Source organism: Bacteroides mucinivorans (assembly GCF_034654355.2).
Lineage (GTDB): Bacteria > Bacteroidota > Bacteroidia > Bacteroidales > Bacteroidaceae > Bacteroides > Bacteroides nordii.
In genome coordinates, this window is record NZ_CP178179.1 from 1,133,327 (window position 1) to 1,146,357 (window position 13,031).

General features: G+C 46.2%; 7 protein-coding genes. 2 read left to right on the top strand and 5 right to left on the bottom strand.

Annotated features, from left to right (window positions below; genetic code table 11):
- Both VCM39_RS03905 and VCM39_RS03910 read left to right on the top strand, forming a co-directional pair.
- Complete coding sequence (locus tag VCM39_RS03905; RefSeq protein WP_322933781.1) at window positions 1-4,785, top strand: family 78 glycoside hydrolase catalytic domain; 4,785 nt, start codon at window positions 1-3, stop codon at window positions 4,783-4,785.
- Between the two features lie 302 nt (window positions 4,786-5,087).
- Window positions 5,088-6,155, top strand: coding sequence for an SGNH/GDSL hydrolase family protein (locus VCM39_RS03910; RefSeq protein WP_221650552.1), 1,068 nt, complete (start codon window positions 5,088-5,090; stop codon window positions 6,153-6,155).
- Between the two features lie 187 nt (window positions 6,156-6,342).
- Here VCM39_RS03910 and VCM39_RS03915 read toward each other — a convergent pair whose 3' ends face one another.
- The 5 genes from VCM39_RS03915 to VCM39_RS03935 form a co-directional block, all read right to left on the bottom strand.
- Window positions 6,343-7,623: an ABC transporter permease gene (locus VCM39_RS03915; protein ID WP_221650551.1), complete on the bottom strand. Its 1,281-nt coding sequence runs from the start codon at window positions 7,621-7,623 to the stop codon at window positions 6,343-6,345.
- Window positions 7,623-8,804 (bottom strand): ABC transporter permease, encoded by a 1,182-nt coding sequence (locus VCM39_RS03920; RefSeq protein ID WP_221650550.1) that lies wholly within the window; start codon window positions 8,802-8,804, stop codon window positions 7,623-7,625. The genes VCM39_RS03915 and VCM39_RS03920 overlap by 1 nt, the downstream gene beginning before the upstream one ends.
- A gap of 200 nt (window positions 8,805-9,004) precedes the next feature.
- A complete protein-coding gene (locus VCM39_RS03925) occupies window positions 9,005-9,997 on the bottom strand; it encodes an HlyD family secretion protein (RefSeq protein WP_221650549.1) in 993 nt (330 codons plus the stop codon).
- A gap of 204 nt (window positions 9,998-10,201) precedes the next feature.
- Complete coding sequence (locus VCM39_RS03930) at window positions 10,202-11,671, bottom strand: TolC family protein (RefSeq protein ID WP_221650548.1); 1,470 nt, start codon at window positions 11,669-11,671, stop codon at window positions 10,202-10,204.
- Window positions 11,672-12,035: 364 nt separating this feature from the next.
- The gene (locus VCM39_RS03935; RefSeq protein WP_322933782.1) at window positions 12,036-13,010 is read right to left on the bottom strand and encodes an IS66 family transposase; all 975 of its coding nucleotides are present in this window, start codon (window positions 13,008-13,010) and stop codon (window positions 12,036-12,038) included.
- Between the last annotated feature and the right edge of the window lie 21 nt (window positions 13,011-13,031).

Below are 13,031 nucleotides of genomic sequence, written 5' to 3' on the forward strand. Positions count from 1 at the left end.
ATGAGAAGATTATTAGTACTATTTTCTTTCGTAGGATTGCTCTTCTCCTCCTTCGCATTTGCGGGAGGAGATGTCAATGCACAAAAAGAACTGGACGAACTGACCCGGCGGCTGATTGCTTCGCATCTGGAAGGAGAGGTCGATGAGGAGGCAATAGGCCGCTTAATGGAGTCTATGCAATCGGATGGTAGTTTTCCGAAGATTGATTATGTCACTGTATTTGCCGGTTTCCCGGCAGGAACGCATCTGAAGCGTCTGAAAGCCATGGCCCATGCCTACCGCAAGCCGGGGAACAAATATTATAACTCGAAGAAACTGCTCAACAAAATACAATTGGGGTTTGAGTACTGGAACCGGATGCAGCCGAAGTCTAAAAACTGGTGGTTTATCGATATAGGGGCTCCCCAGGACTATATGGTGGCATTGATTCTGCTGAAAGATAAAATCAGTGAGAAGAAGCTGTTGCAATACTCCGCTTATCTGGAAGATCGCACAGGTAACCAGGGGCATAAAGGAAAGAACCGTACCTGGGTTTCGGATGTAACCATCCACAAAGGATGCATTGAGAACAATATGGAACTGGTGCGGATTGGATTTGAATCCATTGCTTCCACTATTAAGATTGTGCCCCGGCAAGGGGATGAAGGTATTAAGATAGACGGTAGTTTCCATCAGCATCGTCCGCAACTCTATTCGGGAGGGTATGGACTGTCGTTCATGGATGATCTGGTTTATTACATTCATCTGGTGAACGGTACTGCTTTTGCTGCTTATTTTACTCCGGAAAAAAGACAGATCCTTTCGGATGTTCTTTTGAACGGGCAGCGTCTCTTTGGGTATAGAAGTACGTTTGAATTTGGGGCAACCGGCCGCAACATCACTCGTAAAGGTGGGGTTAACAATGTTTCTGCTACAACATTGAGCCGTATGATACAGAACGACCCGGAGCATGCAGCCGAATACCAGGCATGGATAGAACACTTAGGAGGTGCACCGTTTCCGGTTCCCGGAAACAAGTACTTCTGGAAGTCGGATATCATGACGCAGCACGGTGCCAATTATTATCTGTCGGCAAAAGTACTTTCTACCCGTACCAACGGAACGGAAATGCTCAATAATGAGAATATGAAAGGATACAACCTGCCCTTAGGTGCTACCAATATATTGACCTCCGGAGAGGAGTATAAGAATATATTTCCACTTTGGAACTGGACCCGGATACCCGGCACTACGGCAGTCCAGCACCCCGATTCGGCGCGGCTTGCAGGGTATTTTTACGGTACGAATGTCTTTGCCGGTGGGGTTAGCTCCGGCAGGAACGGACTGATTGCTTATGAGCATGACTATCGGGGATTGCAGGCCAGGAAGGCATACTTTTTTCTGGACGATGTGTTACTTTGCTTAGGAGCAGGTATTACCTCCGATTCTCCGGAAGAGGCAGTTACTACCGTGAACCAATGTTACTTTTCAGGAGAGTTGACCGCTGGTACTGCCGCAGGTTCGGCTTCTTACAAAAAAGATGCATGGGTTGAGAATCCGCTATGGGTATACCATGACAGGGTAGGATATCTTTTCCCTATGGGTGGGAATGTTGGTGTCAGTAGTAAAACGCAGACGGGCTCATGGAGAGATATTAATATTGACGGAGACAAGCGTGTACTCTCAGCCGATATTTTTAACCTGTGGATAAATCATGGCAGAAAGGCTACGGATGCAACGTATGCCTACATGGTGGTACCCGATCAGTCGCTTGCCGATTTTGAGAGATTTGTTACGGATCACACCTATCGAATCATTAAAAACACGGCTGATATCCAGGCTGTGAAATTGGCAAAGGCACAGGCGTATGCCATTGTATTCTATACTCCGGGAACCGTAGATATGGGTGACGGACTGACGGTAGGTGCCGATAAGAAATCCATCGTCTATATAGAGAAGGTAGAGGACGGATTTAAAATATGGGCGGCCGATCCGCTTCATAGCCAAAAGGACGTTCATATCATGCTTAATGGGAGAGAGGTGACGATAGCCTTTCCGGACGGAGCAACTACAGGAAGTACTGCTACAGTAGATATTGCCTGGGTGGAACCTGCCGATTTACAATGCGAATATCTGAAGAATCCGTTAGGGTTGGATGTTCCCCGCCCGCGTTTGAGCTGGAAAATGGGAACTACCCTTACAACACGCGGACAAAAACAGACTGCTTATCAGATTCTGGTAGCAAGCAGCCGGGCACTGCTCGATAAGAATCAAGGCGACTTGTGGGATAGCGGACGGGTGGATTCAGGCGAATCGGTCAACATTGTGTATGACGGAAAACCGCTCGCTACCGGTCAAAAGTGTTTCTGGAAAGTTCGTTTAGTCGATGAACAAGGCAATTGGACATCGTGGAGTGAGCCCGCTACCTGGCAGATGGGCTTGTTTGCCGATGACTGGAAAGCCCGGTGGATAGGTAGTGCCGAAATGGAGTCTCAGAGTGTAGCTGGCCGGCCGATAGACAATAAAATGCCCGACCCGTGGTTCCGTAAAACGTTCACCTTGTCCGAAGCTCCGCAGGAGGCGCTGATATATGTAGCTTCCATTGGCTATCATGAACTGTATGTGAACGGAGAGAGAATAGGCGATGCTGTGCTTTCTCCTTCTGTGACGGATCATAAATCGCGTGCCCGATTCATGACCTACGACGTCACTCGCTTTCTGAAAACCGGAGAGAATGTACTTGCTTTATGGTTAGGTACTTCTTGGGCTATATTTCCCGCTTATCAGCAGGAGGGCCGCCCGGCTATCCCGATGGCATTGGCACAGGCGGAAATTACTTTACCCTCTGGTGAAAAACTCCGGGTGGTGACAGATGACAGTTGGAAGACCCACGCAAGCTCCAATACCTTGATGGGATACTGGGATGCACACCACTTTGCAGGTGAGTTTCAGGATGCCTCTTTAGAGATAGAAGGATGGAATGAAACGGGTTTTGATGATTCAGCTTGGATGGGAGCTAAGATATATCAACCGCAAGTTGTAGTGTCTGCTGATAAGACCGAACCTAATCGGTTGGTGGACGAAATCAAACCACTTTCTGTCAAGGAGGTGAAACCGGGAGTGTACCGGGTGGATATGGGCATTAATTATGCTGGCTGGTTTGAAATGCAGCTTGCCGGACAGCCGGGCGATTCCATTGTTTTCCAGTTTTCGGAGCGGGAGAAGGATGTGTGCAGCTACGGCATACGTAGTATTTATAAGCTCAGTCCCGATGGAAAGGGCATTTTCTGCAATCACTTTAATTATATGACCGGCCGCTGGATTCAGATCAGTGGTCTGCGTACAGCACCAAAGTTAGAACAGATCCAAGGCTGGATGATTCGTCCCGATTACCGGCAGGCATCCGGCTTTGAGTGTGATATGCCTCTGTTGAACGATCTTTATCGCACCACACTGTGGACTTTTGAGAATCTGAGCTTAGGTAATTTTGTTGTAGACTGCCCGCATCGGGAGCGCCGCGGATATGGTGGCGATGCATTGGCTACCACGCGTGCCGGCATGGACAATTATCAGTTGCCCGCCTTCTATACAAAGTGGATGGAAGACTGGCGGGATGTGCAGGCAGAAGACGGTAGTGTTCCGCATACGGCTCCAACCTATATCGGTGGCGGCGGCCCTTCATGGAGCGGATTCTGTATAACCCTTCCCTGGGAGATGTACCGGCAATATGGCGATGTGCGTGTTTTGTCAGAGAGCTTTTCTACTATTCAGCGCTGGCTCGATTTTGTGGAAACAAAATCCAAAGACAACATGCTGGTTCGCTGGGGAAGCAAGTGGAGCTTCTTAGGAGACTGGCTTTGGCCGGATGCCTGGACAGAACGCTCGGCTATGGAGAAACAGGGAAAAGCCTTGGGGGATACCCGGGAGACATTGTTCTTTAACAACTGCCACTGGATTTACAGCTTAGAGACGGCTGCCCGCATCGCGGATGTATTGGGAAATGAAACGGCGGCTACTGCCTGGCGTAAAAGAGCGGCGGAAGTGCGCAAAGCCGTACACACTACTTTCTTCAACTCTCGTGATAACAGCTATGTGAATGGATATCCTTCTTATCTGGCTATCGCCCTGATGGTGGATTTGCCTCCTGAGCATCTGAAAGCAAAGGTTTGGAAACGTCTTGAGCAGGAGATACGCATCAACCGTAAAGGACATTTCTGGGGAGGTATTACGGCAGGTTCTTTCCTGTTCCATACTTTACTGGACAATCATCGGAACGATTTGATCTGCGAGATGGTTACCAAAGAAGATTTCCCGGGTTGGGGAGATATGCTTAAAAAAGGGAACGGCACTTTCTTTGAAGATTGGGAATGCAGAGGGTCTGCCTTGCATAGTTCTTATCTGTATATTGGCACCTGGTTTATTGAGGCATTGGGTGGTATTCAGCGTCCGGAAGCAGGATTCAGGGAGTTCGTCATAGCCCCCTGGATTAATGAAAAAGGACCGAAACAGGTACGCTCACACTACAACTCTATGTATGGTACCATCGTTTCCAACTGGACAGTACGGGAGAATGAACTGGATATCGAAGTGGTGATACCTGCCAATACCACAGCTCTTTTGAAGCTGCCGAATGTCCGTCTTGATTCTGTTAAAGAAGGAAGTATTGGATGGAAAGAGGCAAAGGGAGTACGTTTAGAGTCTCAGAAAAAGGATACGGTTACTTTCGCATTGGAGGCAGGAACCTATCACTTTTCAGCAATGATGTGCTTCCCGCATGGGGAGGTGCGTCAGGCGATGATTGAGTGAATGTAGTATAATATTACCATCTATGTGCGTCTCGGAATGCTAAATGATGTGTTTGTAATGTGCTGATAATCAGTAATTGTATAGCTCGTTTTCCTCCCCGGAGCCGAGCAGCTTCCTCCCCGGAGCCGAAGGGTCTTCTCCTCGGAGCCGAGGTACCCTCTCCCCGGAGCCGGGCATGACGTGCGGCTTCGGGGAAATGTTTTGTGTAAAATAATAATCAAACGCTTTGCCTTTTCCTAATCTCTCTCTTTACTTGATGAATTTTATTTCTTACCTTTGGGGAGTCTTAATTTCAGTAACATATGAAAAATTACATCCTTGCAGTAGCTTTGCTATTTTGTACGTTGGCGTTAAGAAGCCAGCTTGTGTACCATGATGCTTCCGCCTTTCCATTGTTGGGTAAGGCAACACAAAATTCGGCAACCCGCTATGAGAGGCTACCCGATTCTCTAAGGAACATCTCTCGCAAGCCTGTATGGGCATTGGGGCAAAACAGTGCCGGGCTGGCACTGCGCTTCCGTTCCAATTCCACCACCATTGCCGCGAAGTGGGAAGTACTTCTCAATAGGAGCATGAACCACATGACACCGACGGGTATCAAAGGGCTCGATCTTTATTGCCTTCAGGATGGCAAGTGGGTATTTGTCAACAGCGGACGTCCGTCCGGTAAGGTAAACGAGGCGAAGATCATCTCCCATATGAAACCGGTGGAACGGGAATATATGCTGTATCTCCCCCTTTACGATGGTGTGACTTCACTTTCTATCGGGGTCGATTCACTGGCAGAGATCTCCCAACCGGAAGTTAATCTTCCGATACGTGAGAAACCGGTAGTGTTTTATGGCACCAGTATCTTGCAGGGAGGCTGTGCAAGTCGTCCGGGAATGGCGCATACCAATATTATCTCCCGTTGGCTGAATCGTGAATGTGTAAATTTAGGATTTAGTGGAAATGCTTTGCTCGATCTGGAAATAGCCGAGGTAGTGGCTGGTGTGGATGCTTCCGTTTATGTGCTCGACTTTGTACCCAATGCCAATGTACAACAAATGAAGGAACGTGCCGATAAGTTTTATACAATCATCCGGAGTCGGCATCCCGATACTCCGGTTATCTTTCTGGAAGATCCGATCTTTACCCATACCCGTTTCGATCAGCGTATTGCCGAAGAAGTGGCACAGAAGAACGAAACGGTGAATGCTATTTTTCAGTCTCTCAAAAAGCGGGGAGAGAAGAATATCTATATGATCTCGTCAAAAGATATGTTGGGACATGACGGAGAAGCCACTGTGGACGGCGTTCATTTTACCGACCTGGGGATGATGCGTTATGCCGAGTTGGTCTGCCCGGTGATTAAGAAATGTATCCGGTAGTACCATTGCTTTTGAAGAAGGTGTGTTGAAAGCCGGATAAAGCTTCAATATGCAACTTTTAGAAACGCAGATGATCGCTGATTGACGCAGATTTAATTTAATCTTTGCATCAATCAGCGATCATCTGTGTTTGATTGATAATGAGTTTTACTTTTGACACCCTCTCGATTGATGGCGAACTCTTTCCTTACTTCTCCCTTCTCAATTCTCCCTTCTCCCTTGTCTTATCTCCCTTCTCCCTTTCTTTCAGCTCTTTATACCGCTCGATCGCATGTTTGCGGCTCATCAAAATCTGCCAGCGATATACGAGGCAAGTGGTGAGGAAATAGAATCCTGTTTGTAACCACAAGGCTTTGTACTCAAAGGCCACTTCACTTAGTGTGCCTCCCATATTGTTGATCCGTACAAACCCATTAATGCCGAACGTCGACGGGAAGATGTAGGAGAAGTACTTCCAGAACGGAGGGATGGCAGCTCCCGGCCAGGATATTCCCGAAATGAACAACAGGGGAACGGAGGTGAATACGAAAAGCAACATACACGTCTCCCGGTTGCGGATGGCTATGGAAGCAGTCATGGCAAAGAAGATACAGGCTGCCAGATAGGGCAGCATGAACAGTGCCAGGGTACCGGGTTGCCCAATTTGGTTCAGACTGAATATGCGGGGAACTACACAAAGTACGTATACCGATACTAACGAATAAACCATGTAGTAACTCAATCCCTTTCCCATAACGATACGCAATGTTCCGTTGTAGTGCCGGTTGATAGGTACAAGGTCTTTGAAGCGGTTATTTTCCCGGGCAGTTCCCGCCGAGAGGCCGATGCCAAGCAATAATGTCTGTTGTATCAGCAGAATCAATACGGCCGGGATCAGGAAAGCGGCAAAACCATTGGTGGGATTAAACAAGGCAACATCTTCGTATTCTATCGGATAACCGGTGATTTCGTCCTGCCGGGCAGTGGTGTTACCCGCACGTTCTATTTTTATATCCCGGTTCATATCCAGAGACACGGCTGTATTGGCAAGTAACATACTCTTGTAATAGAGCAATCCACTCATGTCACAATAGATGCTGACTTGTGTTTGCTTGCCCCGTGCAATATCCTGGCTGAATTCCGAAGGGATATAGATGATACCATAAGCCAACCGGTCTTTCAACATCTGTTGAGCTTCTTCCATATCGGCACAGTAGGCCACAATATTAATATCCGGAGTAGCATCTACTTTCCGCAGATACTCACGGCTTAGTGAGCTTCGCGAAGCATCCACGACAACGGCGGGAACTTCACGTACCACTTCGTTCGTATAAATGAATCCGTAGATGAGCGGATATACCAGTGGCACGAGTACAAAGAAGATAAGTACCCCCTGGTCACGGAAAGTAGTACGGAACTCTCGCAGCCAAATGTAAAACAGGTCGTTGATGCCTTGTTTCACTTTCTCTTTGAATGTTATATCTTTCATTAGGGTACGTATTTATAGTATATCAATGCTTCTTTCAGGCGGTGAACCACCAGGAAGGGGAGCATCATGAATATCAGTAATGCCATATAGTTGGGCCACGAATAAATCATACTGTAACCGTTGAGTGCCTGGTCTACATAGATCAGGAAATAGTGGCGCAGCGGAAACAGGTTACTCAATGCCTGAAGAATCGGGTGCATTGCCATTACCGGGAATGAGAAGCCGGAAATGGAGAACGAGATAACTCCCCATAAGGAAGCAAAACTCAATCCGAGACGCAGCGTTGGCAGTGTACCTATCATCACGACCCCACAACATTGGGAAGCAAGCACCAGACAAAGGGTAGCCAGTATCATGGGCAGGATACCGCTGTTGCATGGGAAATGCAGAAAACCATACAGGTACACATTATAGAAGATACCCATAATGAAGAATACCACCGTGTGAGGCAACAACTTACCCGCCAATGCAATGTATATGGAGTTGTTACTCATACGAAGCCACTCACGGGCGGTGCGGTCTTTTATTTCCGTACCGATGGAGTAGACGGTGATCATGAATATCATCAGCATGAGTACGCCGGGTACCAGTGTGTTGCACAAATAAACGGAATAGTTCAGCCAGGGATTGTTCAGCGGATGTGTATCGATCACAATGGGTTGCAACAGAGCCATTGCCTGGTCTTCGGTAGCTCCTTTGGCATAAAGCACCGAACGACCGGCAGCTCCGGCAGCCAGTTCGCTCATCATCTTCATATCTTTGAAAAGTAATGAACCGGCTATGAGGTAGGAATTGTTGGTATAGAATGAAATCTTGGGCTGACGCTGGCTTTGTGCATCTGCCGATAGTCCTTTGGGGATATAGAAGAAGCCATAAATCTTTCCTTCCTGCACGGCAATACGGGCATCGGCCACGCTTCCGTAATGTGCTACTACTGCTGTCTGTCCGAAAGCATCCAGATTACGGATCAAATTTCGGGAGGTGGCCGACTGGTCCATATCTACCGCACCTACAGGCAGGTTGGTAGGTAGACCGGAATCCATAAGTGTAGTAAAGAATATGTAGCAGAACAGTGGTGCAATAACCATGCAAAAGAGATAAAGCGGACGTGACACGAGGCGACGGCATTCGCGCTTCATGACCAGCCACAGGGCTATGTATTTCTTTTCTCTTTCTTTCATATGAATAGTGTTCTAATTAATAATGTGTCAATTAAATAATATGTCAATAGGCCAATTAAATAATATAAGAATCGTTCATCATTATATGATACTATTATTGAAACGCAGAAACTCACAGATTCACGCAAAGCATATCATCGCTCAAGTATAGCGCAGCCAATTGGCATATTGGTACATTATCCAATTGGCACATTATTCAATTATTTCTTAATAATCACCGACATGCCCGGGCGCAACCCTTCCACACTTTCCATGGGGCGGGCACGTACTTCAAAGGTCTTCAAGTCAAACTGACCGGTTGTCTTGGTTGCTTTCCAGGCTGCATAAGTACCTAAGTCTTTCATGTAATCTACCTTTAGTTTGATGGCTTTGTTGTCCAGTGCAGGAACAATGGCCTCAAATTCTGCTCCCATAGTGAGGTTCTTCAACAGGTCTTCGCGTACGTTGAAAGTCACCCACATATCTTTCAGAATGGCAATGTTCATGATAGGTGCTCCGGTACCTACCAACTCACCTACTTTAGGGAATATTTCGGAAACCTCTCCAGCCGCCTGTGCAATGAGGAAAGTCTCTTTAACGTAGGACTCTACTTCTGCCACAGCTCCCTTAGCACGTTCTACAAGAGCGGCAGCAGCCATTTTATCTTCGCGTTCAGCACCGTTCTTCGCCATTGTGTATTGGGCTTTTGCTGCTTTCTCTGTAGCAATAGCCGCATTACGTTGCGCGGTCACTTCATCTAATTTCTGTGCTGGCATAACTCCTTGTTCAAACAGATTCTTAACCCGTTTGTATGATTTCTCGGCAATATCAACACCCGCCTGAGCCTTCTGCCACATTTCGTAAGCAGCCTGTATCTGTTCCTGGCGTGCTCCTTTGATTGCTTTCTCATTTTGTGCCTGTGCAGCAGCTTCTGCGGCACGTGCCTGCTCCATTTTAGCAGCAATGTCCGGTGCTTCAAGAATAGCGAGGGTATCTCTCGCTTGTACGGTTTGCCCTTCCTTTACACGAAATTCAAGGATACGTCCCGGGACTTTGCTTGATACACGATATTCATCTACCTCTGCCTGCCCCTGGATAATCTCCGGTCCTTTGCGGAGCATGAAGAAACCAACGACTGCAACCAATGCAATAACTCCCAACAGGGTAAGAAATGCAAGCAGCATATTGCTGTTCTGTGATTTTTGTGATGCCATTGTTATTTAGTTATTTAATTTACAATTTACAGTTGACTATTGACAGTTGCTATGCAGGTGTGCAAGGCAACTCGTTTTCAACTATTGTTATTTACTTATTTAATTTACAGTTATTTAATTTACAGTTTACAATTTACAATTGACAATCGCAAATTGATAGTTGACAGCGCAGCTAACTGTCAATTGTCAATTGTCAACTGTCCACTATTTAAGTGTTCCCAATGACTTCTGTAGATATATCTCCGTCAGTTTTACATCTATCTGAGCGTCTATTTTCTCTGATTGGGCAGATAGCCAGGCGGTCTGAGCTTCGAGTACATTGCTGGTAGCTATTACACCTTCCTGAAATCCCAGGCGGGCATAACGCAAGTTTTCGTTTGCTTTTTCCTGATTCTTTTCAGCCATTACCAGTTTCTTTGTGGCCTCGTTTACTTTGAAGGCAGCTTGATTAACCTGTAACTCTATTTTTTCTTTCGCATCCTCCAACTGATATTGTGCGATGCGGGATTCTGCTTTTGCAGCTTTTACTTTATACATTCCCTCTCCCCAGTGCCAGATAGGTAATTGCACCATAACACCTACGTTCCACATCCCTTTGAATTTATTTTCAAAGCCGTTGAAGACAGAAGGGTTAGTAACCATGTAGTTTCCCATTAATGCTACCGAAGGCAGATGTTCGGCGCGGGTTACGTTTATTTTCTGCTTATATATTTGGGTTGCAAGTTCCAGGCTACGTATCTCCGGACGGTTGGCATAAGCAGTGGTCATGTCAAATTGTGCATTTGATTTTAACAGCGGCAAATCTTCTATGTTTTCATCAGCGAGCGCGATGGGAGTAGTTAAATCAAGCCCGCATAGTTGACAAAGCAACATTCTTGAAAGACTGAGCCCATCCTCTACTTTAGTCAGTGTCATTTCGGCTTCGTTTACTTTCACACGTACAGATAATCCATCGGCTTTAGTTGCTACCCCTTCGGCAATCATCTTCTCTACATCGCTATCTAATTTCTGAAGAAGCTCCAGATATCCTTCCGCCAATTTCTTCTTATTTACTAGTGAAACCACCTGCCAGTAAGCCTGATCCGTACTTAGAATAACTTCTTGTAGGCCAGAATGGTGTTGCTGGCGCGCCAACTCTTCAGCGTATTTAGTGATTTTGTTGTAAGCACGGATTTTACCTCCCATATAGAGGGGTTGTGTCAAGGTAATAGCACCTGCATATACATTTCGGGTGTCAGTGCGAAAGGCATCTACCAAAGATTCTCCTGCTCCGTTGAGAGCAGGGATCATTTCGTTTCCCATTTGTGTGATGACCGGGGCGAGTTTTTGTGCCAATTCAGGGGGCAGTTGCCCTAAAATAGCCTGTCCGGCTTGCTGTAGAGGACCTCCTATACTGTTCCCTAACCCTGATAACGCACCCTTTTGAGCATCATTTAATAGCGAAAACTCTTTTTGATTTCTCATGTAGGCTCCCGTTGCCGAGATATTGGGAAGGTAATTGGTAAAAGCAGCCTTTCGCTGGTAATGTGCAGCATTTATTTTCTCATTACTGATGAGCAACTCTTTATTGTTGGCCAAAGCCAATGCACGGCAACTATCTAAGTTGAGTATACTTTGTGCTTTTGTTGAAAAGAAAATGCTTAGCAGAATTGTCAGAATGAATATTTTTTTCATTGCATCTTGCGTATTATAAAGGTGATACTTCTTTTTTTACAACATAAAATTCAACTACTTTGTTTATGAAGATTTCCTGTTTTTCTCTTAAAACTGACAGAATAATGATTGCATAAACAACGAAACAAAAGTAGAGGCTTTCTATGAATTGGCAAAATGATTTAAGTTTTTTTGAGTATAATAGTAAGGATACTTCTTTTATAGGATAATAAGACGGAATTACGGAACTAATGATACATACTTTTTGCTATAATGCAAAATAAAAGAGATGAGTAGAAATAATGAAGTTTTGTTTTTTCTACGTACAACCGTCCGCGATAGCAGGTACCCCCTAAAAAAGATAGCCGTCCAGATTTATGGGCGGCTATTTTTGTGTCAGTTTCCATCTGTCAGGAAGCAAGTCCCGGTATCGTTCTATCGGGGTGTTTGGTGGCCATGCGGGACATTTATCGATAATCTCACAGAAGTAATCAAAGACATTAACCCCACATCGATGGCAGGTAATGGCTAGAGAATGATACAAAGTTGCGGCTTCGGCTCCGGTATGGAAGCCGATTGTCAGGCGACGACGAGTAAGAGATATGTAGCGGTTTACCCGTTCGACTTCATTGTTGTCAAGGCGATATGTAGGAGAAGTGAAGATCCGGGGGATTTCATTCCACTGTTTGAGGGCGTGCTCGGAAGCGGCAAACAAAGGATCATCGGGAGGTATGCCGGGACGGTCTTTAACGGCTATCAGTCTCATGTGGATTTTTTCAAGCATTACTTTTGAGTAGCATTGTTTCCATTGAAGATGATCTTCGGCCATCCATCCGTCTTTGCCGATTTTATGTTTGTGCTCGAAGTGGTAGAGGAGTCCGAAGAACTTCGCTATTTCCTGCGCCTGAGGATTGTCCTTTATATCAAGGAACTTGCGCTTTATGTGTTGCAAGCATGGGAGGCGCTTGATTCCGTTCATTTCTCCTATGCCGACGTGGCGGTAATCGGAGTAATAGTCGCATTGGAACGCTCCTTCAAAGCCTTTTATCTGATTCTCGAAGACCTCGGCGCTGCGAAAGCCATCGTCGTAGAAGAAGTAGGCCAGCCCGGTGGTCATGCCGACGAAAACCCAGATGTATGCCTTCTTGATTTTCTTTCCCGAAGGAGTGGTTACCTGCAGACGGACTTTCTGATAGGTCTCATCACCGCAGATGTAATTGTCTTCTACAATCGCCTTGGCAAGTGCCTTGTATAGGTTTTCAAGTTGAGCTTTTGTCTTGCTGACAAGTTTTTGTGCGGTTCCCTTGTCAAGGTCAAAGCCATGAGAGCGGAAGTAAGCGACCGCGTTTTCAAGAGGCATTCCATGAAGATAGCGAAGTTC

Excerpts from the sequence above, each read along its gene's own strand:
- VCM39_RS03935 (WP_322933782.1), bottom strand. The coding sequence starts at position 13,010 with ATGCCTCTTGAAAACGCGGTCGCTTACTTCCGCTCTCATGGCTTTGAC.
- VCM39_RS03915 (WP_221650551.1), bottom strand. The coding sequence starts at position 7,623 with ATGAAAGATATAACATTCAAAGAGAAAGTGAAACAAGGCATCAACGAC.
- VCM39_RS03925 (WP_221650549.1), bottom strand. The coding sequence starts at position 9,997 with ATGGCATCACAAAAATCACAGAACAGCAATATGCTGCTTGCATTTCTT.
- VCM39_RS03910 (WP_221650552.1), top strand. The coding sequence starts at position 5,088 with ATGAAAAATTACATCCTTGCAGTAGCTTTGCTATTTTGTACGTTGGCG.
- VCM39_RS03905 (WP_322933781.1), top strand. The coding sequence starts at position 1 with ATGAGAAGATTATTAGTACTATTTTCTTTCGTAGGATTGCTCTTCTCC.
- VCM39_RS03930 (WP_221650548.1), bottom strand. The coding sequence starts at position 11,671 with ATGAAAAAAATATTCATTCTGACAATTCTGCTAAGCATTTTCTTTTCA.
- VCM39_RS03920 (WP_221650550.1), bottom strand. The coding sequence starts at position 8,804 with ATGAAAGAAAGAGAAAAGAAATACATAGCCCTGTGGCTGGTCATGAAG.